Annotated in this window: 29 protein-coding genes; 27 read left to right on the plus strand and 2 right to left on the minus strand. The window is 44.2% G+C overall.

The window, feature by feature from the left end; genetic code table 11:
• Positions 1-13: 13 nt before the first annotated feature.
• From KH172YL63_RS03540 to KH172YL63_RS03570, 7 genes are all read left to right on the plus strand, one after another.
• On the plus strand, positions 14-628 hold the full coding sequence (locus tag KH172YL63_RS03540) for an HD domain-containing protein (protein ID WP_173104819.1): 615 nt from the start codon (positions 14-16) through the stop codon (positions 626-628).
• 40 nt (positions 629-668) lie between these two features.
• Positions 669-848, plus strand: a complete 180-nt coding sequence (locus KH172YL63_RS03545) for a hypothetical protein (RefSeq protein ID WP_173104820.1) — start codon at positions 669-671, stop codon at positions 846-848.
• Positions 845-1,231, plus strand: a complete 387-nt coding sequence (locus KH172YL63_RS03550; RefSeq protein WP_173104821.1) for a hypothetical protein — start codon at positions 845-847, stop codon at positions 1,229-1,231. The genes KH172YL63_RS03545 and KH172YL63_RS03550 overlap by 4 nt, the downstream gene beginning before the upstream one ends.
• A gap of 14 nt (positions 1,232-1,245) precedes the next feature.
• Entirely contained in the window at positions 1,246-1,590 is a 345-nt protein-coding gene (locus KH172YL63_RS03555) for a DNA-binding protein (RefSeq protein ID WP_173104822.1), read from the plus strand.
• 60 nt (positions 1,591-1,650) lie between these two features.
• Positions 1,651-2,205 carry an ATP-binding protein gene (locus tag KH172YL63_RS03560; protein WP_173104823.1) on the plus strand — a complete coding sequence of 185 codons (555 nt, stop codon included), beginning with the start codon at positions 1,651-1,653 and terminating at the stop codon, positions 2,203-2,205.
• Positions 2,206-2,375: 170 nt separating this feature from the next.
• A complete protein-coding gene (locus KH172YL63_RS03565) occupies positions 2,376-2,675 on the plus strand; it encodes a TIGR04104 family putative zinc finger protein (protein WP_173104824.1) in 300 nt (99 codons plus the stop codon).
• 589 nt (positions 2,676-3,264) lie between these two features.
• Positions 3,265-3,447, plus strand: a complete 183-nt coding sequence (locus KH172YL63_RS03570) for a hypothetical protein (protein ID WP_173104825.1) — start codon at positions 3,265-3,267, stop codon at positions 3,445-3,447.
• A 43-nt stretch (positions 3,448-3,490) separates the two neighbouring features.
• On the opposite strand, the gene KH172YL63_RS03575 is transcribed toward KH172YL63_RS03570, so the two are convergent.
• Positions 3,491-5,137: an ABC transporter substrate-binding protein gene (locus KH172YL63_RS03575; RefSeq protein ID WP_173104826.1), complete on the minus strand. Its 1,647-nt coding sequence runs from the start codon at positions 5,135-5,137 to the stop codon at positions 3,491-3,493.
• Between the two features lie 99 nt (positions 5,138-5,236).
• Between KH172YL63_RS03575 and KH172YL63_RS03580 the strand changes: the two genes are divergently transcribed.
• From KH172YL63_RS03580 to KH172YL63_RS03660, 17 genes are all read left to right on the plus strand, one after another.
• Positions 5,237-6,499, plus strand: a complete 1,263-nt coding sequence (locus tag KH172YL63_RS03580) for an MDR family MFS transporter (protein WP_173104827.1) — start codon at positions 5,237-5,239, stop codon at positions 6,497-6,499.
• A 520-nt stretch (positions 6,500-7,019) separates the two neighbouring features.
• On the plus strand, positions 7,020-7,793 hold the full coding sequence (locus KH172YL63_RS03585) for a GNAT family N-acetyltransferase (RefSeq protein WP_173104828.1): 774 nt from the start codon (positions 7,020-7,022) through the stop codon (positions 7,791-7,793).
• A gap of 18 nt (positions 7,794-7,811) precedes the next feature.
• On the plus strand, positions 7,812-8,369 hold the full coding sequence (locus KH172YL63_RS03590; protein ID WP_173108041.1) for a cysteine hydrolase family protein: 558 nt from the start codon (positions 7,812-7,814) through the stop codon (positions 8,367-8,369).
• Entirely contained in the window at positions 8,366-8,731 is a 366-nt protein-coding gene (locus KH172YL63_RS03595) for an ASCH domain-containing protein (RefSeq protein WP_173104829.1), read from the plus strand. Before KH172YL63_RS03590 ends, KH172YL63_RS03595 begins: the two co-directional genes overlap by 4 nt.
• The gene (locus KH172YL63_RS03600; RefSeq protein WP_173104830.1) at positions 8,728-9,324 is read left to right on the plus strand and encodes a GNAT family N-acetyltransferase; all 597 of its coding nucleotides are present in this window, start codon (positions 8,728-8,730) and stop codon (positions 9,322-9,324) included. Before KH172YL63_RS03595 ends, KH172YL63_RS03600 begins: the two co-directional genes overlap by 4 nt.
• Before the next feature lie 13 nt (positions 9,325-9,337).
• Positions 9,338-9,793 (plus strand): GNAT family N-acetyltransferase, encoded by a 456-nt coding sequence (locus KH172YL63_RS03605; RefSeq protein WP_173104831.1) that lies wholly within the window; start codon positions 9,338-9,340, stop codon positions 9,791-9,793.
• The gene (locus KH172YL63_RS03610) at positions 9,780-10,766 is read left to right on the plus strand and encodes a phosphotransferase family protein (RefSeq protein ID WP_173104832.1); all 987 of its coding nucleotides are present in this window, start codon (positions 9,780-9,782) and stop codon (positions 10,764-10,766) included. Before KH172YL63_RS03605 ends, KH172YL63_RS03610 begins: the two co-directional genes overlap by 14 nt.
• Positions 10,767-10,803: 37 nt before the next feature.
• The gene (locus KH172YL63_RS03615) at positions 10,804-11,415 is read left to right on the plus strand and encodes a histidine phosphatase family protein (RefSeq protein ID WP_173104833.1); all 612 of its coding nucleotides are present in this window, start codon (positions 10,804-10,806) and stop codon (positions 11,413-11,415) included.
• Positions 11,416-11,435: 20 nt separating this feature from the next.
• The gene (locus tag KH172YL63_RS03620; RefSeq protein WP_173104834.1) at positions 11,436-11,870 is read left to right on the plus strand and encodes a GNAT family N-acetyltransferase; all 435 of its coding nucleotides are present in this window, start codon (positions 11,436-11,438) and stop codon (positions 11,868-11,870) included.
• A gap of 234 nt (positions 11,871-12,104) precedes the next feature.
• Positions 12,105-12,818 carry an alpha/beta fold hydrolase gene (locus tag KH172YL63_RS03625; protein ID WP_173104835.1) on the plus strand — a complete coding sequence of 238 codons (714 nt, stop codon included), beginning with the start codon at positions 12,105-12,107 and terminating at the stop codon, positions 12,816-12,818.
• A gap of 306 nt (positions 12,819-13,124) precedes the next feature.
• On the plus strand, positions 13,125-13,655 hold the full coding sequence (locus KH172YL63_RS03630; protein ID WP_232066111.1) for a sigma-70 family RNA polymerase sigma factor: 531 nt from the start codon (positions 13,125-13,127) through the stop codon (positions 13,653-13,655).
• Positions 13,655-14,062 carry a PadR family transcriptional regulator gene (locus tag KH172YL63_RS03635; protein WP_173104836.1) on the plus strand — a complete coding sequence of 136 codons (408 nt, stop codon included), beginning with the start codon at positions 13,655-13,657 and terminating at the stop codon, positions 14,060-14,062. The genes KH172YL63_RS03630 and KH172YL63_RS03635 overlap by 1 nt, the downstream gene beginning before the upstream one ends.
• A 3-nt stretch (positions 14,063-14,065) precedes the next feature.
• Complete coding sequence (locus KH172YL63_RS03640) at positions 14,066-15,358, plus strand: FtsW/RodA/SpoVE family cell cycle protein (protein ID WP_173104837.1); 1,293 nt, start codon at positions 14,066-14,068, stop codon at positions 15,356-15,358.
• A gap of 257 nt (positions 15,359-15,615) precedes the next feature.
• The gene (locus KH172YL63_RS03645; RefSeq protein ID WP_173104838.1) at positions 15,616-16,026 is read left to right on the plus strand and encodes a hypothetical protein; all 411 of its coding nucleotides are present in this window, start codon (positions 15,616-15,618) and stop codon (positions 16,024-16,026) included.
• Positions 16,023-16,274, plus strand: coding sequence for a hypothetical protein (locus KH172YL63_RS03650; protein WP_173104245.1), 252 nt, complete (start codon positions 16,023-16,025; stop codon positions 16,272-16,274). Before KH172YL63_RS03645 ends, KH172YL63_RS03650 begins: the two co-directional genes overlap by 4 nt.
• A gap of 97 nt (positions 16,275-16,371) precedes the next feature.
• A complete protein-coding gene (locus tag KH172YL63_RS03655; protein ID WP_173104839.1) occupies positions 16,372-16,713 on the plus strand; it encodes a hypothetical protein in 342 nt (113 codons plus the stop codon).
• Positions 16,714-16,850: 137 nt separating this feature from the next.
• Positions 16,851-17,234 (plus strand): DUF4183 domain-containing protein, encoded by a 384-nt coding sequence (locus KH172YL63_RS03660; protein ID WP_173104840.1) that lies wholly within the window; start codon positions 16,851-16,853, stop codon positions 17,232-17,234.
• Positions 17,235-17,270: 36 nt separating this feature from the next.
• On the opposite strand, the gene KH172YL63_RS03665 is transcribed toward KH172YL63_RS03660, so the two are convergent.
• Complete coding sequence (locus KH172YL63_RS03665) at positions 17,271-17,645, minus strand: DUF4183 domain-containing protein (RefSeq protein ID WP_232066112.1); 375 nt, start codon at positions 17,643-17,645, stop codon at positions 17,271-17,273.
• A gap of 169 nt (positions 17,646-17,814) precedes the next feature.
• On the opposite strand from KH172YL63_RS03665, the gene KH172YL63_RS03670 reads away from it, so the two are divergent.
• The 3 genes from KH172YL63_RS03670 to KH172YL63_RS03680 all read left to right on the plus strand — a co-directional run bounded on the left by KH172YL63_RS03670 (position 17,815) and on the right by KH172YL63_RS03680 (position 19,866).
• Complete coding sequence (locus tag KH172YL63_RS03670; RefSeq protein WP_173104842.1) at positions 17,815-18,192, plus strand: VOC family protein; 378 nt, start codon at positions 17,815-17,817, stop codon at positions 18,190-18,192.
• An 8-nt stretch (positions 18,193-18,200) separates the two neighbouring features.
• Positions 18,201-18,788: a YdbC family protein gene (locus tag KH172YL63_RS03675; RefSeq protein WP_173104843.1), complete on the plus strand. Its 588-nt coding sequence runs from the start codon at positions 18,201-18,203 to the stop codon at positions 18,786-18,788.
• A 298-nt stretch (positions 18,789-19,086) separates the two neighbouring features.
• Positions 19,087-19,866 (plus strand): SDR family oxidoreductase, encoded by a 780-nt coding sequence (locus tag KH172YL63_RS03680; protein ID WP_173104844.1) that lies wholly within the window; start codon positions 19,087-19,089, stop codon positions 19,864-19,866.
• Positions 19,867-19,872: the final 6 nt, after the last annotated feature.

Genomic DNA, 19,872 nt, shown 5'->3' on the forward strand with positions numbered 1-19,872 from the left:
TGGAGGAACCCATATGAAAACCAATCTGCAAAACATCCTGAAAATCATCAAGCTCGCGGAAAAGCTGAAAAGCGAATTGAGACACAGCTGGCTGTCAGATGGGAGGCAGGAAAGTGTCGCCGAGCATACGTGGCGGGTATCATTGATGGCTGTGCTGGTCGAACCGTATTTAACAGACAGAGTCGATATAACGAAACTATTGAAAATGATCATCATTCACGACCTGGTCGAAGCAGAGGCTAGAGATATTCCTGCCTTTTATACAATGGATAATGAGGAGAGGAAAAAAGAAAAACAGGCCAATGAATTAAAAGCGATCGACCGGATCAGGGACACGCTGTCAGGGGCTATCGGGGAAGATATCCATGCTTTGTGGATAGAGTTCGAACGGAAAGAATCCTATGAAGCGAAGGTTGCCAATGCCCTGGATAAACTTGAAGTCCAAATCCAGCATAACGAGGCAGACATTGATACGTGGCTTGATGTTGAATACGGGATGAGCTTTATGATGGGGAAACACACCGATTTTGACCCGGTTCTTTCCGAATTGAAAAGGCTGATCGAAGAAGAAGCGGAAATGAAGATGCGAAGTGCAGGTATTCAGGTTGATGAAATCAAGCATGCATGAAGCAAGGTTTAAAGATTACAAGGAAAGGAGACATCATGATATGAAAAAAGGTATGGTGTTTGTGCTATCAGGATTGGCATGTCTATTAGTATCATTGCTGGTCGTACTGCCAACCCCTATATTTGCAACAGTTCTGGGAGTCAGCATCCTCTTCAATGTATATGGTACTGTCCTGCTGATCGGGTTCATAAGAGGTACTGAGAAAATGAATCCAGAATGAGAAGAAGCATCATTCTATCTGTCATCATCCTGGCATTGATCTTCTATTATTTATACGCAGGGATAAGGGTCCCCTATGAAGATATAACGTTAGAAAATGCGCCATCCTCCATCCGGGAAAAGATAGAGGGAAATGAGGACCATATTGGATATCAACTCATTCAAACCGGTACCTCTACCTATATTTATTACCGAGCCAATGATGATCCGAATGATTATATCACCACAAGTGTGGATGTCAGGTCCAAGTTTGATCAGGTAGTCGTGACTGCGACGGTGATGTATGCCAGTAATGATGGATATGTCAGTGACTACAAATTAATAAAGCTCGATAAAGTGTCAGAAGATCGATTATTCTTTAAGGAATACAATAAAGCAAACTAAGAAGGGGGCTTAACATGAAAGAGTATGTGATGAGTATAGCCGTATTTTCGCTGGCCATTGCAATTGTCATAGGAAGCTGGCTGATTGCAGATGGAATGAAACAAGAAGAAACAGCGGCAAAAGAAGAAGTGAAGACCGAGATCGTGCTGCAAGAGAAAAAATTATTAACGCCGGGGGAGCTGAAGGAGTATCTCGGCATTACAGATGAAGAGTTGGCAATCATCATGCCGAGAGATGGTGGAGACGGGACAACAAGCAGTCAAATCCCGAATATCAGAATCGGAAACAGTTATTATTTTCCCCGGGCTGCAGTTGATAGCTGGCTGCTTGAGATGGAGATGGTCGGGTTTTATAGATAAGTGTACGCGATGAACTAAAAGCATGTTAGAACACAACACCAATGAAAAGGAGAACCTTTCATGTTAAGACTTTTCATCATGACCGTAGGAAAAACCCACAGCGGCAAAACAACATTCGCAAAGAAGTTGGAAAAACAATTGATGAATTCGGTTGTGATTGATCAGGACAATCATGCTGCATTCATCAACACCCATTATAAGCATATCCTTCCATCAGAAGGCCCGAATACTTTGAAATATGCCATCAGTCAAGCAGTGGTGGACTATGCGATTCAGGAAACCTCCCATCATATGATTCTGTGTAATTCAAACCTTAGCAAAAGTGGAAGGGCAGCCCGTTTGAAACAATTCCGAGAAAACGGTTTTCACACCATACTTGTCCATTGCGACACCCCGGAAGAGGTCCTTAAAGAACGGGTGGCAAACAGTGAGCGGAGCAAGTCCATCTTCAGGAGTGAGACGTCCTTCGAAGAAGTATTGAGAAGGCAACAGTCTCATTCCTATTTTAAGGACACTGGGGATCCGGTTGAAGGAGAAGCAGATCGATTGTTTGTCATTCAGAGTGAGGGTGAAGTGGAAGGGGTTATCCGGGAGATTGTGGGGATTTTGGTGTGAAAGGTGAGAGTGTTACTCCAAAGGATGGTTTCTAGGTGATGATGTTGAACCCTTTGAAAAGGATATGACGGACGCACTATCAGGAATGAGCGAATCTGGCGTATTTAAAGAGAAGATGAATCTGACTATGCTCGGCACCAAGGCGGCAAACATGTGAAGGAGGTTCACGTATGGCACGATGCACCCGATGTGACGGTAAGCTCTCATGGCATAAAATGTTTTCAGCGTTGATGATCAAGAAGCGGCATGCTTTTGACTGTCAGCACTGCGGTCAGGAACTATATTTCACCCCTGGATCGGTAAAATGGATATTCGGGGTGACGGCACTCATTCCCATAAGCTTTGCTTTGTCTATGATTCTGAAACCGACAGCGTCTTCCTTCGTCTTTCACGTTATAGTGGTATTCTTATACGTTTTGATTGTCCCGTTCTGCGTAAGGGTGACGCATAAGGAGGAGCCACTATTTTAGCTCATCAGGAGGTGATCATGCTGAAGATAAACAGAATGACAGAGGTGGCTGGCTGTTATTAATCGCTTTTTGGATGGTACGAAGCTTGTATGGTTTGATACAGCATATAAAAGAGCAGGACAAGAAGTTCGCCATAATCGAATGCTTTTTGTTGACGTTACGGTTGGTGTGCTGTACTGGCAGGGGGTCATCACTATAACCTGATATGTATTTGGCGTGAATAAGAGGCCCCCTATACCATCCTTATCTTAAGAAGGGGAATCCTCCAGAAGGCAGCTGCAATTGGATGTCTATATTAAAAATTTTTCTTTCGATCTGCTTTTCTTCTAAAATAGCTTATTGTGATTCCGATGATGCCTGCAATGACTAATAGAGGAATGATAAAATAAACAATCGCTCCTGTAGTTCCAATCATGGTTGTTCCTCCTCTCGATTGATTCATAGCCATATTCCCCTTTTTTAAGGTTTTGAAACGGGTGGGTGTGTTGAGAATAAGGATGTGGCCAATATAGATAATAAAGAGGATTATCGTCATTAAAAATAACAAAAATAAACCGTACGAGCGTGACGGATTGTAGGAGGCCCACAAATGAAACGACTCAAAAACAAACCATACTGGATCCTCATGCCCCCATTTCTCATATTATCCTTCATCTTGATCTACAACCTTCCTCCGGAAAATCAGCACTATGCCTATATTCCGGTCATCGTCTTTTGGATCGTCTATTATAGTTGGAACCTCTATTCAGGAAAGAAAAATAGAAATAGATAAAGAGAAGGAGCCGTGCCCCAAGTACGGCTCCTTCTTTCGTTTATCACACCACGGGGCGCACCCACAGCTTTGAAAAATCCACGTATCCAAAATGTTTGATTTCGATGTTCATGATATCGGTGGTAAAGGGGATGAACCTTTTTTCGTAATAGAGTGGGATCATGATCGATTCTTCCATGAGCATTCTTTCCACTTTCATGTTCAGTTCTGTCCATTGTGCAAAAGGTGTGTGGGGGTAAGCGGCCAGCGCGCCCTTCAGCTTTTCACTTTTTTCTACGATGTGGTGCAGCGGGGAAAAGCCGTTCATCATGAAATGGTAAAATGAAAAGTTTTGGCTGGATTCGAAAATCTCTCCGTGAATGAATAGGTCCACTTCAAGTGTTTTCGGGTGCTTGATGAGCGTATCTTTGAATGAAAACCACTGAAGGTCCACCGGAATGTTTTCTTTTTCGAAGACGTCAACGAGCCACTGTGTTGTCCTTGCTGTATGTTTGGCACCACGGATTACGATGGGGGCAGTGAAGGACGGTCTTCGAGCTTCCCTGATATGCATGTGTTGATCCTGTCCTGCCAATGTGCTTTTGTCATTCGTTGCGGCACGGGGTTCGTAATCTGAAATGCTGTGACGGTATTTCGCGATGATCCAGTGGAGAAAGTCCCTCACTTCTTTCCGCCGGATGTCTGAGTCCCGTGTCGGGTCCATGACAACGATTCCGAAGCCTGAGTCGCTTTCCACTTCAACCGAATCCCCATCATGTTGTTCGTGATGTGACTGGTACATCCCTTTAAAATCATGGGGAACCTGGACGAATTCCACGGCATCAAGAAGGGGCCTTTCCCTGAAATGATTTTTAAAGGCGGCAAGCGTCGTCTTTTCATCCTTGTTTTCTTCAATGGAGAAGCTGCCGGTACCAAGGACGCGTCCCTTATTTTCTTTATAAATGCTTGCATACATCATACTGAGCATCGGGAGTACGTAGCTGCATCCGCTTGGGTGGTGAAGATCGATGACGTGTGGCGCTTTGACTTCGATCTTTTCGACCGGCGTCCATAGTCCTTTGTAATGGGGATCATGTCGGACTCTGTCCAAGCAGTCGACCACGTCCTTTGCCGTCAGGGAGGACCCGTCATGAAATGTAATGTCTTTCCGTAAATAAAGACGAGCTTTCTCTGGCGACACATCCCAGCTGTGGGCGAGTTCCGGGAGGATGTCTCCATTTTCAGTGATGGAGACAAGCCTGTTGAACACATTCGCGACGAGATGGGCACTGAGGACATCGGCTGCCTTCAGCGGGTGGATGGAGAAAAAGGGGTGCCTTTTCGGGACGATCAGCTTGTCCGCAGACTCCCTGATGAATCCAAGCTTCGTATGAAATTGATTCATCAACCGCAGCTTCGTATCGGTGGACCATTCGTACATCAGATATTTACTGCTTTCTGCGACAGATTTCTGTTCGATCTCCTTCATGGCTACTTCTTCAAACGCTTCTTCCACATCCTTTTTCCAGGAAAGCTTCGAAACATTGCCACGGCCGCGACCCGGTGTAAAGACCATCCATCCTTCTTCATTCCATTTTTTTAAGTAGCGGGTCGTCTGCTTCAGGCTCAATTGAAGGGTTTCAGAGATTTCCTCGACTCGGATATTTCCAGAAGGATAGTACCTCCAAAGGGTGAGTAATTTATTCTCCATCGTGTGTTTCCTCCTAAAAGGGGACATGAATATATAAAGTGTCTATTTTTATAATATTTCGTCTAGTTTAATATACAGTAAACAAGGGGAGGGAACAACATGAAGTGGAAAGAATTACCTCAGAATATTAAAGTGAGGATGATCACCTCATTTTTTAATCGTGCCGTATCATCAGCCGTCATGCCATTTATGGCCCTGTTTTTTGCACAGGAACTGAACAAGATTTGGGCGGGGGCATTCCTGATCACAACAGTGGTGATCGGATTTTTCATCAATTTGGTAGGCGGTTATATATCAGATCGCTTTCCCCGGAAGAAAGTGCTGCTGACCACATCCTGGCTGAACGCTTTCTTCTTCCTGATCATGACGGTCAGCTTATTGCCGGCAGAGAATCTTATCTGGCTGTTTGCAGGTGCATACATAGGTTTCATCATTACGAGCAGTCTGGGCCGCCCGGCTATGCACGCCATCATCATCGATTCCACGACGCCTGAAAACCGGAAGGCCGTTTATGCCCTGGATTACTGGCTCGTCAACTTGTCGATGGCAATCGGGGCGGCACTTGGAGGATTACTCTACATCAATCATCAAACAGAATTATTCATGATGCTCACATTCACGTCGACGATGATTCCGATCGCATATGGAATCTGGCTGCAGGATCATTTTAAAGATCAGCTTCAAAAGAAGCATCAAAATGTCTTTGTGGATCTTATCAGCAATTATCGTGTTGCCTTTCGTGATTCTGCTTTCGTGAAAGTGGTTTTCGGCTCCACCTTCATTTTTGCGGCAGAATTCTCTTTGAACAGCTATATCGGCATCAGGCTCGCTGAAACATTCGACGCCGTAAGTGTGGGGAGTTTTGAAATCGTAGGGGTGAGGATGCTGAGTATCCTGAACATCCAGAACATGCTCCTTGTCGTATGCTTTACATTCATCATCAACCGGTTTACGGACCGAATGAACAAGAAGCATGCGTTGTTAGTCGGGCTGCTTCTGTACGGAATAGGCTATATGACCATTACTTCTGCAAATACGTGGTACGTGTTGGTTGCATTCAACCTGATTGCGACAATGGGTGAACTGATTTACTCACCGATCCGAAACGCGGAACAGGCCAACATGATCCCGAGCGACAAACGGGGATCATACTCAGCCTTTTCAAACCTTTCCTTTAGCGGGGCCGACATGATTGCCCGGTCCACCATCATCATCGGCGCCTTCCTCATACCGACCATGATGAGTGTCTATATCGGGTCGATCGTCATGATCGGTACGTTCTTCATCTATACCGGATTATTTGTCCGGAGCTGGACTTCAGGGAAAGTCCTTGATGAGGGTGTGACGGCAGGAGGAAAGTAACGATAAAAAGGAGTGTAAGAAGCTTATCCTGTGGAGATAAGCTTCTTTTTTAATGGTTCTTTTCACATAGACTGTTGCTGTTATTAGACTTTAATGTAAGTATCTACGGTAATTTGATGCTGAGGAGTAAAAAATGGTTATAGCAATGGATCAAGGGAAATGTACTTGAATTACGCTAATCACTACTATTCAGAAGAAGAACAAGTAGTTAATCCAGTGAATTTTTGGTTTTTATCCTCGATAGTTGATTGGAGCGGAAGATGCTCGACTCCTGCGGGAACTGATGGACAGGTGAGACCCCGCAGGACGAAGTCCGAGGAGGCTCACCGCCATCCCCGCGGAAAGCGAGCATCTGGAGCGGAAATCAACCGCACCTGACTTGTTTAAAAGTCACAATATTTACGAAAACAGCCTTTTTAATAATTTTCGTTGAAGTATTCTAAGTATTTTGAAATAATTGATAGGAAGAAAATGTTAATGTATATCATTGGATACTGTTAAGAAAGCGGGATATCCCAATATGAAAAAAATGAATCATCATGACTACGTTAAAATAAAAAACCTCATACAAGCAGACTCGATCGCTGTGCCAACCTTTGTGAATTCCGTTCTCGACGGGGTGATAGACGGCATTGTTTATGCTGACTCATCGGTGCCGGAAACATTTTTCATCGGTACGGGTAATGGCATTTATTTTGCCGGGGGGAGACCTGAAGGCAATCTTGCAGAAATATTGAACGGAATCTATCGAGATAGGAAAAATCAATCACTGCGATTCACTTTGTTCACCTCATCATCAGATTGGTATCACCTGATCAATAGACATCTCAACGGTGAGGTGAAGTCAATGAGAAGATATCAATTTGCCTATATCGGAGGGACGGACCTCTCCAAGAAGGACACGCTGCCAGAAGGCTATTCCATTTCACAGATCAATCCTTCTCTCATAGAACGAAGTGAAGCGTTCGGGCCCAGATATTATGAAGAATATTGGGGAGGGACGGATCCGTTTATTCACAATGGTTTCGGATTCTGTCTCTTACATAACGGAAACATTGTGAGTGAGTGCACGTCGATCTTTGCTTCGAAACACTATGCGGAAATCGACATTGAGACGATGACTGAGTATCAGGGAAAAGGGTTGGCGAAAGTTTTGACGGCCAGGTTCATCTCTGAATGTGACAGAAGGGGGCTCCAACCACGCTGGGACTGCGGTGTGGAGAATGGGGCGTCCATTCGGCTCGCAGAAAGAGCAGGATTTCGCATGGAGAATGAGTACAGTATTTTGGTGTAAAGGGAGAGGAATTCTGTGATGGGAAAGAAAGCGTTGGTTCTTGTAGATGTGCAGGAAGCGTTCAAGGACAGCAAGTGGGGAGAACGGAACAACCCCGATGCGGAGTTGAATATTCAAAGGATCCTCCACCTTTGGCGTGAAAAGGGATATGAAGTGATTTATATTCAGCACGAATCGGATCAGCCATCGTCCCTGTTCTACCCTGGGAATAAAGGGTACGAGTTGAATCCGCTCGTAACGCCTAAGGAGAAGGAGGTCATTTTTTCAAAGAAAGTAAACAGCAGCTTCATCGGGACCGGTCTGGAATCATATTTGAAAGAGAACGGGATATGCGAACTGGTCATAACCGGATTGACCACCCCTCATTGTGTATCCACGACTGCCAGGATGAGTGGAAATCTTGGGTTCACAACATATCTTATTTCCGATGCGACGGCAGCATTTGGCCTGACTGATCACAAAGGGGTGTATCATCGTCCCGAAGTGATACATGAAATCACTTTAGCCACCCTGCATGATGAGTTTGCCACCATTCTCACCACCGATGAAATGATGAAGGAGTTTGACCTGGTATGAGGGGATTGGTCATCAAGTCTCCTTGGGTCGACCTTATTCTGGATGGGAAGAAGGTGTGGGAAATCAGGGGCTCAAATACGAAGATCAGAGGTACGGTCGGCTTGATTAAAAGTGGGTCAGGTACCGTTGTAGGGACGGTGAAGATCGTCGATAGCCAAGAGCTGACCCTTTCACAGTATAGGAACGGGTCAGCACGGCATGGTGTCGAAAGTGAAGCGAGTCTTCAGCTGCCATACAAAAGGACGTATGCCTGGGTGCTGGAGGACCCCGTGATCTATCAAACCCCTCGTCCTTATAAACATCCAATGGGAGCCGTCATATGGGTGGATCTTTCAAAAGCGATGGAGGGAAAATTAAAATGAATCGTCATGTGTTCACTGCACCGCCGATACTTGAGAACGAAAAGATAAGGCTTGAACCGATGACAGAAAGTCATGCCCAGGATCTTTACAAACTGAATACGCCAGATATTTGGACGTATATGCTCAGGGAAATCGTGACGCTTGAAGAAATGCAGGCCTGGATGGGAGAAGCGATACAGCTCCGTGAGAAAAAGTTAGCCCTTCCATTCATCGTCAGGGTGAAAGGGACGAATAAGATAGCGGGGACGACAAGGCTCTTTGACATCAACCCCATTCACAGGTCATGCGAGCTCGGCTCTACCTGGTATGGCCGGGAATATCAGAGGACGTTCGTGAATTCTGCCTGCAAAGCCATGCTCTTAGGTTATTGTTTCGAAACATTAGGGATGATCAGGGTCCAGTTCAAGACAGATGAGCGAAACGAGAGATCGCAAAAGGCGATTGAGCGTTTGGGCGCCGTGAAAGAAGGCGTCCTCCGGAATGAAAGAATCTTATCCAATGGATATATCCGGAACGCCGTGGTTTACTCTATCACCAACGAGGAGTGGCCGGCTGTGAAAGAACAGTTTGGGAAAAGGGAGAAACGATATTAAAGGAGGAGTGCACATGTACCAGTATTTCAACGGTCTTACCATTCGGGAGGGGACAGAAAGTGTGCCTGCTGATGCGGTCGAAGCTCTCTTTCAAGATGCAGGATGGGCACGGAACACCCCTGACTGGCAAAAAGAAAAGTTCTCCCTAATCTTCACGAATTCAACCTGGGCATTTACCGTATGGGACGGGAACGACATGATCGGGATGATCCGGGTGATTTCAGACAGAATCATGGCAGCCAACATCATGGACCTGGTCGTTCTGACAGGATACCGTGGCCGGGGGATAGGGAAGAAGCTTGTTGAATTATGTGTTCAAAAGCTGCCTCACGGAGATTGGTTCGCCCACACATCTGCAAACAACTTCCCTTTCTACAAAACATGCGGATTCGAAGTGAAGAACCTGGCTGAGAACGGCACTTGTGCATATTACGGGTATATTCAGGCGAGGAAAGATGGGCACAGGTGAGAAACGGCCGGAAAATGAAATCACAGCCATGATGTCACCGTTAGAACAAAGGATGAAAGATAAAAAGTGGAAGCTTGTGAATAAAGAGAGGATTCACGGTGCCCATGCCGGTCAAATTTTCAGGGTTCTTGTAGATGAAGGGGATAACCGGAAAGACTCTTATGTTTATAAAGAATTTGCCGATGGTCGTGAGAATGAAGTGGAACTTTATTTGAAGATACCGGTCCAGATGAATAGGTTCGGTGTGATCGAAGATGTCTGGGATGAGAAGCCTAAGGCGATGTTAATGAAGGATCTGGCTTCCCCTCTGAAGGGCAGCTTTTCACTTCTATCATTCAAAGAAAAAAAGAACGTGCTGCAGGAAATTTTACAAAGACTCTCTGACTTACATACTTCAGATTTGCCTGAAAAGGACATGGAAATCCATACGCTATCTTTTGAATGGAAAACATGGTGTGTGGAGGAATTAACCAAAATATGTGAGAGATATCAGTGGGCATCCCGGCAATGGATAGACGTGATAGAAGAAATAGACAAAGGGCGGTCTGCTGGAAAGAAACGATTGAAATGTCCGCTTGTGTTGACACATGGAGATCCTCACATGGAAAATGTTTTCCGCTATAAAGGTGAAATTTGCTTCATCGACTGGGAGTGGGCAGCCCTCGGATCACCGTTGAGGGACCTCACCATTCTGATGCAGGACCTTTATGATGTTGAGTTGATCCAATACGCTACACAAGGCTATCGAAGCATGTTGAAGTCAAAGAATCTTTTTATTGAAAAAGAAGACTACCAATCCGACTTCACTCTCCTTTATCTCGCCCACACGACCATGATGCTTGCCTGGGAGATACATAAATTCTTTAAAGGCTATCTGACAGAAGCGGACATTCAAAGAATCATAGAGTTTAAGATAGGAGAAATCAGGCGTGTTGCAAGTGAGCGGCCAGACGATACGGATCCGAAAGAATAGAAGATGTGATTTTTAGTGTGAAGGAGGTGCAGTGTGTTTGACAACGATTGGATTTATAAGGCATGGCATCACTGAGTGGAACATTCTTGGCAGAGCCCAGGGTACGTCTGATATCCCTTTAAATAAAGAGGGAAGAAGACAAGCTTCCCTCATGGGAGAAAGACTGCTGAATGAAGCAGATTGGGATGTGATGATTGCAAGTGACTTATCGAGGGCGATCGAAACAGCCGGCATCATAGGAAACAAAATCAATATGCCCATCCATCACTATGAAACGAGAATCAGAGAAATAAACTGCGGGGAAATAGAAGGAACGACGGAAGAAGCCAGGCTAATGCGGTGGGGCAGTAACTGGCGTAATCTGGACCTTGGGATGGAGAGATTTGAAGACGTAGGCGAAAGAGGGAAAGAAGTAGCAGAGGAGTTAGTCCAACTTTATAACGGGAAGCGGATATTAATCGTGAGCCACGGTGCCCTGATTGGGTTGACCCTCAAAGCATTGCTTCCTGCAGCGTTTGAGCGTACATATATCGATAATGCTTCCATGACCATACTCAGACAATCTGAAGGCGGATGGAAGTGTGAGTTATACAATTGTACGGAGCACTTGACCCGAAACACTTCAACCTCCGTCATTCAACAAAACTAAATGAAGAGAGGGATTGAACCATGCAACTGAAATTAAAAGATGACATGCTCATCACTGTGAGAAAATATGAATCTAATGATTTTGATAAAATCAATGAGCTGAATGCAGAGGAACAATGGAACAACCTGGTGAACAAGAAAGAAGATACGAAAGACGCATGGAACCAGTCGAATATCGCGTATGTTGCGATTCATGACGGGCAGCTGCTCGGTTATATCCGTGGAATGACTGATGGAGCGATCACAACCTTTATTTGTGAATTATTGATCCACCAGGATTTCCGGGGATTCGGTATGGGGGATGCACTTCTCCAATATGTCCATGGACTGTATCCGAAGACAAGGGTCGAAATGCTCGCGAGCTCTACTTCTCATACATACTATGAGCAGAAGGGGTACAGGCCGTTCTATGGATTCCGGAAGACGTATGAGGAGCAGGCAGTTGTTAGGAAGTAATCATCATTCAGTGGATATTGGGGATGGTCCCTTAAATAGGTAAGTTGATAATAAATAGGTAGAAGTCGATAATATAACCGGAAAGTCGATAATATGTGGGTGAGAACTCGATAATATATTTGAAAACTCGATAATATATGAGGAGAAGTCGATAATATCACGCCAAACCAGGCCGATTTATGGGTTTCGGAAGACGCTTCAGACGTAACTGACTGTTAGAAATCAGCAAAACACTTGAATTCAATAACAGGAGTGATCACCATTAAAAGAATATACATGCTGCACGGGTTCATGGGGACCGCGCATACACATTTTTCTCACCAGATTTCTTACTTCGGGGAGAGCTATGAGCTGATTACGCTCGATTTACCGGGACATGGACATGCAACGGTGGCATCGTCGCCTGACTATATAGAGGATACAATCACATATCTCATTCATCAGCTAAGAAGTACGGGACCCGGCTTATTGATGGGTTTATCTCTCGGTGCATCCCTGGCCATACATACTGCCTTAAGGGCACCGGAGCAAGTGGAAGGGGTTGTGCTGACAGGGTACTCTCCTTTTATACCTGAGGAGCTGAAAGGGATCATGGAAAAACAGCACGAATTCTTTCTGAATATCGAAGAACATGATGAGGAGGCGGCCCGTCATTTTCACGACCTGCACGGGGAGAAATGGAAGGAAACGATTCAGCACGTTCTCCACACGATGACCTTTCATTATCCTGCCGTCACAAAGGAAGATCTGCTTTCTATCAAGACTCCCGTGCTCCTGCTGAACGGCAGCCATGATGTGCATGAAGTAGAAGCCGTGTCTTTTGTTAATAAGTCAAACCCTGAAATAGAAGTCGGCCTCATCCCTGATGCCGGTCATACCGCCAATATTGATCAGCCGGAAATATTTAATAGAGTAGTAGGAAGTTTCCTGAACAGGCATTCTCACTAGAAAATCATCAAAGAAAGGACAATCATATGATAGAGACAATAGGATATATCATCATTTGTGCAGCAGGATTAACACTGTATTTCGGAGGACGGTCCAGAGAGAAGGAAAAAGTGAAAGGAATCGGGATCGGTCTCCTGATTTGCTTAGTCTTGTTTCTCGCACCGGACTTTTTTCGAGGGTTTGTTGATGGATTTATAGAGGGATTTGTTGAGTGATGAAGGGAATGGATTCTTGAGGGAATCCATTTTCTTTGTGAGGAAAACCTTTCCTGATGTTGTTTCGTCTATTCATATGGGAGGGAAGAGCGTGGAAGAATTATCAAGAACAAAGTTTGAAGAGGCGGCTGTGACGATCGAGGATGTTGTAGACCAGTATGGGGAAGACGTATGGAAGCTTGTATTTTCGTATGTACGTCATGAACAAACGGCAGACGATCTGACACAGGAAATCTTCATTAAGATTTATAAAAAAATAGATACATTCGCCGGCCATTCCACCATGCGCACATGGATATGGAGAGTGGCGATCAATCACTGCAAGGATTACTTGAACAGCTGGTATAAACGGAGAGTATCTCCAGAGGAAGATCGCCGTTTTGAAAGGATGCGTTCAACGAGCTGTGTTGAAGGAGATGTTGTTCAGCGGGATGAAGACCGTGAATTGGAAGCAGTTGTGATGGGACTTCCTTTGAAATACAGGGAAATCATCTATCTATATTACTATGAAGAATGCCCGATAAAGGAAGTGTCTTCTCTTCTCGGTGTAAAGGAAAATACAGTGAAAACGAGATTAAGAAAGGCAAAACAGTTGATGAAAGAAAGGCTGGTGAACGGATGATGGAAGATCGGTTTAAAAATCTGAAGAGAGCAATGGATGGCGGAAGCTTCCGGGACATGCCCTTTACCGAAGAGAAAAAGCAGATGATCAAACATACCATCAATACCTCCAGGGAGAGTGATGATGATATCCAGGTGCATATTCTGCAGTTGCTTCTCAAGGAAAAAACAGGTCATGAATTACATGTCTATCTTCGTGCCAGAGGAATCAAGAAATATGAGGAAAGACAAGGTTTCCTATATACGGTCCTTCACAAATTGGAGCAGGAAAGGATACTGGAATCGATATGGAGTGACGGAGAGAAGCGATATGTCATTTCAAAGCGGGGAAGGAAACTCCTTCAACAAATAGAAGAAGGAAATGTGAGACAAAGACTATCCTTCAAAGGCTTGCTGGAGGGGGAATGACACATGGGTACAAAGCGAAATGAATACTTGGACAAAGTCATAGGTTATGTAAGAAATAAAGAAGCAAAGCACTTTGTGGCAAGGGAACTCCAACATCATCTGGATCAAGAGAAGAAATACTTGAAGGATAGCGGGCTGGAAGACAGTGCTGCAGAAGAAAAAGCGATCCTTCAAATGGGCAGTGCTGAGCGGCTGGGCCATGAAATGAACAAACTGCACCGTCCAAAAGTGGATTGGATCATGATCGGACTGGTTTTGGTGATTTCGTTGATTGGGATTCTTCCGATACTCCATATGGAAGAAGCATATTACAAGGGTGACGAATTTTTAGTTAGGAAAGTTTTTTATCTAGCTGTTGGCGCGGTTATTAGTCTTTCCTTAATGTTATTTAATTACAAACATTTGCAAAAGTTAAAGTGGTGGATTTATTGTCTTACATCTCTAATTCTGATTGCTGTAGCGATCTTTCCTAATCAATATATCAATGGAGAAGGTTATTTCGTTATATTAAGTTTCCCGATAGATAGTACAGTTGCTTTGACTTCATTAGTTCTCTGTTGGGTTATATTCTTAGGGGGAACTAGAAAAAAAATTTGGTGGACACTTCCTTTTCTATTTGTCAGTATTTCTTCGTTGTTCATAATTCCTAGCATAACAGCGGCATTTGTATTTGTATTGACAATAACAGTATTACTCTGGTTTAGATACAAAGAAAATAGAAAGCATATGGTGTTAGGTTATGGAATAATTACAATTATTGTAGGATTCATGCTGAGTACGGCCGATCTAAAGCCTTATCAATACGAAAGGATTTCAGCCTTCCTGCACCCTGATGAATATAAAAGAACGAGTGGTTACATGTACATTCGTAATCAAGAATTACTGTCTCGTGGAGGATGGTTTGGGAATAGTGGAGATGCTGAAGCAATAGCAGATGCCCATTCAGAGTATGCTTTGACTTTTATTACATATTTTTACGGGTGGATAGCAGGAGGCATACTAATCATAACTGGGCTTTTCATTATGTACAGGATGATTCGCAGTATAAAGAGCATCAAAGACCCCTTTGGCCGCATCATCATCATTGGCGGAGTCACCTTGTTTGCGACCCAATTTCTCTATAATATCGGTATGATTCTGGGCTTCCTGCCACTCACTGGAATGTCTCTGCCTTTTGTAAGTTATGGCTTGAATCCGACTATACAGGTTTCTGTGGTAGTTGGTTTATTTTTGAGTGTGTACAGAAGAAAGAATCTTGTGTATGTGGATGCTGAAAATGTTCATGTGAAAAATTGAATGAGCGTACAAGAAGGAGAGGGGCTCTGTGGAAAATCTAGAGAAGCAATACAAACTTCCAACGAACATCCAAACGAGGATTATCATTCATGAAAAACATAGTATGAATAAGCAAGAAACTGGTTTTCGGTGCAGCGAAATAAAAGATAAAATACCCAACGCCCTGTTTTAATAACGAGGCGTTTTTTTATATGTGAAATATTTATTCGACTTTAAGAATAATATTTGAAATAATTGGATAAAAAGAGGTGAACAACTTGAAAACAAAAATGTTCATCATCATTACCGCAGCCCTGATTGGATTGTTCATTTATTCTATTCTTTATAACGGGTTTTCCGGAGCAGAGAGCATGGTCATGCGCCAAACCGATGACCCGCCGGATATATCCTATGAAACAACGGATGAAAAGACCATCAAAACAGTAATGGGTATATTGAATCGTTCGAATAAAGTGACTAACACCCAGTATAAACTTGCGGTGACGGAAACTTTCACGTTAGAGCTTGCTGGGGAGGAAATCGAAAAGGAAACGTTATATTTTCACGAAGGATTTTCAAGGAACACAACGTTGATTTCGAGTAACGTGAGACATGCGTATTTTAAAATCAGTGAGAAAGAAACGGAGACAATTTTTAATCTTCTTAAAGGTAAGGGGGAAACAAGATGATGTGGTTTGTGGTTCTTATTGGCGGGACATTACTGTTTGCGCTGGGGATCGAGGTGAAGCGGAGAAGAAGAAGCAATGACTGGCATGTACCTGGCATCGATCCCGGGGAGAGGCCTGGGGAGGACAAAAATTATACAATGGGAGGCGGCCGTGATTCCGGGGGAGGGAGCGGTCAGTTATATGAAGTCCAGAGTGAAACGTTCTGGACTTTTTTTATTTTCTCCAGCAAGTGGAAGCGGATTTGCTAGATACGCGCACAATTTGAATAGAAATGAATGAAAGACCTATACGGATTTTTATTCGGTTCATATACTAGATTATCCCTTTATGAAAGGAGGGGAAAGTATGAGTAAATATAATGATTGTAACTGCAAGAAATGTAAAGAGGACAAGTATGATGATCATAGTGACCATCAGCAGGTAGATACGTGTAATTGCTGTGTCATAGGATTAGAGAAGACGATCAGAGATCACTTCCGTTGTGGAGATACGATTGGTATCACTTTGTTCGGGGAAGCAGGAGCCGGGATTTTCATTGGAAGATTCAGAGGTTTGAAGTACAGTGTACTTGAAATTGATGACCTGCTTGTTCCAGGGACAACCAGTTTTGTTCCATTATGCGAAGTGAATAGTGTTGAAAGAGGCATTCCGTTCCAAGAGCAGCCGCTGCAAGTAGAAAAAAAATAATAGAGTTGGATCAAGAGCTCAGAGTGGCATACTCTGAGCTCTCTTGTACTATTTTTGAATAAATCCCAATCACTTTACTAGATTCAGCATATGAATAATAGTGTAATACTATTTTCAAAGCGAAGGGGGGAATTGACTTGGCACTACAATTAATGAAAATACAAGCGAGTGCGAGTTCGACGATTTCAGTGGCACCGTCTGCTACTAAATTCTTCAATGTCACCAGTGCTGAAACGGCTGCAGGGGCTACTTTGTCTATCGATGCTGCCGATTTCTTCGATGATACAGGGGCTGCAGCAACGGCACTGCCGGCATTAGGTGCGAGTAATAGTTATGTAAATGTCTTTATCAACGGTGTTCTTCAAATGAGTGGAATTTACACATACACAGCAGGAGCAACTGGTGTAGGATCACTGGCCATTGATGTACCGGCAGGGGGAGACCCGATTATTCAGGATTCTTCGATTGTGCTGGAAGTCATCAACTATGTACCGACAGCTTCCACGACAGTCACCACTTAATGAATGAAGAGCGATGAGAGTTTTCATCGCTCTTTCTTATTCTTGATGGATGATGACGAATTGCAGGATGATCGGTGTACCAGCCGGCGGGATATCTGAAGAGGTGAGGGTGAGAACCCCTTCCCTGACAGAGTATAGGAAAGGCGGTTGGAGCATCGCGTTGATAAAGAGATTCATATATGACACATTGTCAGGTGAAAAGATTCCGGAAGTGCTGTATTCATTGGAGCCGTCCCCGTTGGTGAACATCCGCTTCAGTCCATCCGAGAATGCTACATACTGATATGTGCTGGTTTTTAATATAGAGGTAGTCTTTTCAGGCGTTAGGTACGGATAAATATTTTGACACCCTTTGGGAGGCAGTAGGGGAGCGTAGTTGATGCCATTTTGGATGAATCTGCTTTTTCTCACGTTCCTTCCTCCTTTATTCATAGCTCTTGATATATTTAATGTATGTGAATTGGAAGAGTATAGTGCTGTGTTGGAAGCCCTTTTTAATAGAGCACATAAAAAATAATTGAATTGACAGACGTGATTTGAAATAATTGGTAGATAGATAAGCGGATAGGGGGAGCAAGATATGAAATTAACACATACCCGTTTGCTGGTAGACGATTATAAAGCGTGTTTTATTTTCTACCGAGATGTTTTGGGGTTTGAGGTTTCCTGGGGAGATGAATCCTCCCTGTACGGTCAATTTAAGACTGGGGATACACAATTGGGGATATTCGAGCGTAAACAGATGGCCGATGCGCTTGGAGTGGAAGATCGTTCTGACGGGGAGCGGGACTCGGTTGCCCTGGTCTTTGAAGTGGAGAATGTAGAAAAGTCCTACACAGAGTTAAAAGAAAAAGTCAGCTTCATCACTGAGCCTGTGGAGAGAGGGGACTGGGGAATCAAGGTCGCTCATTTCCGGGATCCAGCTGGGAATCTCATTGAAATCTACGAAAGTATATAGGTGAAGACATGCTGATCAAAAGAATCAACTGCAGAGTGCAGGAAAATCAGAAGGAAGCTTTTCACGAGACACAGAAGCAGTGGAGTCGATTAAGCATGGTGAAAGGATTTATTGGTCAAATCGGCGGCTGGAGCCATGCCGATCCACTAACAGCGTGCATCTATGCATTTTGGGAGAGCCGAAAGGATTATGACAGCTTTATGGAGGATGTCCATGACGAAATCTTTGATGATTCAGGTCAAGGAAATACTTATACGTCCATCGATGTTCAACTATTTGATGGAGAGAGCGGAGAAAATGAAAAGGACCTGCTGGGTGTGTTGAAACACAGTGCGTTCATGCTCGCCATTTTATCAGAAGGTCTGAAAGGAAAGCCGGGAGAAAGTCTTGTTCCACAACCCTTCTTCAGATCAGGCGAAGCGGACGCTAAGTTAGTCGGAGTATCTTCATCTTTACATACAGCTAAAGCCTTCAAGCTTGTATTGACTGGTTGGACCGACGAAGCTTCATGGTTACAGGAAGTTGATGGGTGCGAACATTTTTCAGAAGGATGTCGGCTGGAGGAAGAGTGGCGGGTGTTGAGAAAGAGAGTATGATTGTTATTGAATATTGGGAAAATTTCTTTTATACTTCTCATAAGAGATGTGGACGGAAGGGGAAATCATGCAACATGTGGACTATTCTGTAATGATGAATCAGCTGAATGGACAATGAACCGGTCAATCCGACGGGAGAAGTCTGTTTACCCATCATACAGGAGGAGCGCCAGGTGGGATTGACAACCCGACACTTAGGTGGATACTTGTGTATCCGCTTTTTTTTATTTGTACAGGGATATATACATCTCTTCATGATGTCTGGTCGTGCCCTCATCTAAAACAGGAGGACGATAAAATGACAAACCTTACAGGAAAAGTAGCCATCGTGACAGGAGCGAGCCGTTCGAAAGGAATCGGGGCAGCGATTTGCCGCTCCCTCGCCCATGCAGGGGCTGATGTGTTCTTTACCCACTGGGCCCGGTTTGATGAAAGTAGTGGAAACGGTTTGGAGGAAGTATTTCCACAACGTTTATGTGAAGAGTTAAGAAGGAGCGGAGTCCGTGCCGGTCACATGGAAATGGACCTTAGCAAGGAAGCATCGCCGGTCAGGCTAATGGATCGGGTTGAGAAGATGCTCGGTACGCCCTGCATTCTGGTGAACAATGCCACCTTCGAATCCCCGTCCGATTGGCGAACGCTGAATAAAGAGATCCTGGACAGCCACTACAATGTGAATAACAGCGGGACCCTGCTTCTGACGATGGAATTTGCAAAGAGGTATGAAAGGACCTTTGGTGGAAGAAGGAATGGCCGGGTCATCAACCTGGTATCCAAAGGACCGGACCCGAATAATCTGGCATATATCGCTACAAAAGGGATGCTGATTGCCATCACAGAACCATTATCCGTAGGTCTCGCCCCAGTCGGGATCACCGTCAATTCAATAGATCCCGGTCCGACAGACACAGGCTGGATCAATGATGACCTCAAAAGACAATTGCTTCCGTTGTTCCCAACAGGACGATTGGGGAAGCCGGAAGATGCGGCAAAACTGGTGACATTTTTAGCTGGTGATGATTCAGGTTGGATTACCGGACAAACGATAAAGTCTGAAGGCGGCTTTTTGGGAAAATAGAATGAA

This window comes from Bacillus sp. KH172YL63, assembly GCF_011398925.1.
Taxonomy (GTDB): domain Bacteria; phylum Bacillota; class Bacilli; order Bacillales; family Bacillaceae_B; genus Rossellomorea.

What these genes read in the sequence shown, in the direction of transcription:
- KH172YL63_RS03600 (WP_173104830.1), top strand. Translation starts at nt 8,728, where the DNA reads ATGAATCGTCATGTGTTCACTGCACCGCCGATACTTGAGAACGAAAAG.
- KH172YL63_RS03540 (WP_173104819.1), top strand. Translation starts at nt 14, where the DNA reads ATGAAAACCAATCTGCAAAACATCCTGAAAATCATCAAGCTCGCGGAA.
- KH172YL63_RS03575 (WP_173104826.1), bottom strand. Translation starts at nt 5,137, where the DNA reads ATGGAGAATAAATTACTCACCCTTTGGAGGTACTATCCTTCTGGAAAT.
- KH172YL63_RS03595 (WP_173104829.1), top strand. Translation starts at nt 8,366, where the DNA reads ATGAGGGGATTGGTCATCAAGTCTCCTTGGGTCGACCTTATTCTGGAT.
- KH172YL63_RS03555 (WP_173104822.1), top strand. Translation starts at nt 1,246, where the DNA reads ATGAAAGAGTATGTGATGAGTATAGCCGTATTTTCGCTGGCCATTGCA.
- KH172YL63_RS03545 (WP_173104820.1), top strand. Translation starts at nt 669, where the DNA reads ATGAAAAAAGGTATGGTGTTTGTGCTATCAGGATTGGCATGTCTATTA.
- KH172YL63_RS03590 (WP_173108041.1), top strand. Translation starts at nt 7,812, where the DNA reads ATGGGAAAGAAAGCGTTGGTTCTTGTAGATGTGCAGGAAGCGTTCAAG.
- KH172YL63_RS03610 (WP_173104832.1), top strand. Translation starts at nt 9,780, where the DNA reads ATGGGCACAGGTGAGAAACGGCCGGAAAATGAAATCACAGCCATGATG.
- KH172YL63_RS03680 (WP_173104844.1), top strand. Translation starts at nt 19,087, where the DNA reads ATGACAAACCTTACAGGAAAAGTAGCCATCGTGACAGGAGCGAGCCGT.
- KH172YL63_RS03640 (WP_173104837.1), top strand. Translation starts at nt 14,066, where the DNA reads ATGGGTACAAAGCGAAATGAATACTTGGACAAAGTCATAGGTTATGTA.
- KH172YL63_RS03605 (WP_173104831.1), top strand. Translation starts at nt 9,338, where the DNA reads ATGTACCAGTATTTCAACGGTCTTACCATTCGGGAGGGGACAGAAAGT.
- KH172YL63_RS03620 (WP_173104834.1), top strand. Translation starts at nt 11,436, where the DNA reads ATGCAACTGAAATTAAAAGATGACATGCTCATCACTGTGAGAAAATAT.
- KH172YL63_RS03670 (WP_173104842.1), top strand. Translation starts at nt 17,815, where the DNA reads ATGAAATTAACACATACCCGTTTGCTGGTAGACGATTATAAAGCGTGT.
- KH172YL63_RS03635 (WP_173104836.1), top strand. Translation starts at nt 13,655, where the DNA reads ATGGAAGATCGGTTTAAAAATCTGAAGAGAGCAATGGATGGCGGAAGC.
- KH172YL63_RS03570 (WP_173104825.1), top strand. Translation starts at nt 3,265, where the DNA reads ATGAAACGACTCAAAAACAAACCATACTGGATCCTCATGCCCCCATTT.
- KH172YL63_RS03550 (WP_173104821.1), top strand. Translation starts at nt 845, where the DNA reads ATGAGAAGAAGCATCATTCTATCTGTCATCATCCTGGCATTGATCTTC.
- KH172YL63_RS03580 (WP_173104827.1), top strand. Translation starts at nt 5,237, where the DNA reads ATGAAGTGGAAAGAATTACCTCAGAATATTAAAGTGAGGATGATCACC.
- KH172YL63_RS03560 (WP_173104823.1), top strand. Translation starts at nt 1,651, where the DNA reads ATGTTAAGACTTTTCATCATGACCGTAGGAAAAACCCACAGCGGCAAA.
- KH172YL63_RS03655 (WP_173104839.1), top strand. Translation starts at nt 16,372, where the DNA reads ATGAGTAAATATAATGATTGTAACTGCAAGAAATGTAAAGAGGACAAG.
- KH172YL63_RS03650 (WP_173104245.1), top strand. Translation starts at nt 16,023, where the DNA reads ATGATGTGGTTTGTGGTTCTTATTGGCGGGACATTACTGTTTGCGCTG.
- KH172YL63_RS03565 (WP_173104824.1), top strand. Translation starts at nt 2,376, where the DNA reads ATGGCACGATGCACCCGATGTGACGGTAAGCTCTCATGGCATAAAATG.
- KH172YL63_RS03675 (WP_173104843.1), top strand. Translation starts at nt 18,201, where the DNA reads ATGCTGATCAAAAGAATCAACTGCAGAGTGCAGGAAAATCAGAAGGAA.
- KH172YL63_RS03585 (WP_173104828.1), top strand. Translation starts at nt 7,020, where the DNA reads ATGAAAAAAATGAATCATCATGACTACGTTAAAATAAAAAACCTCATA.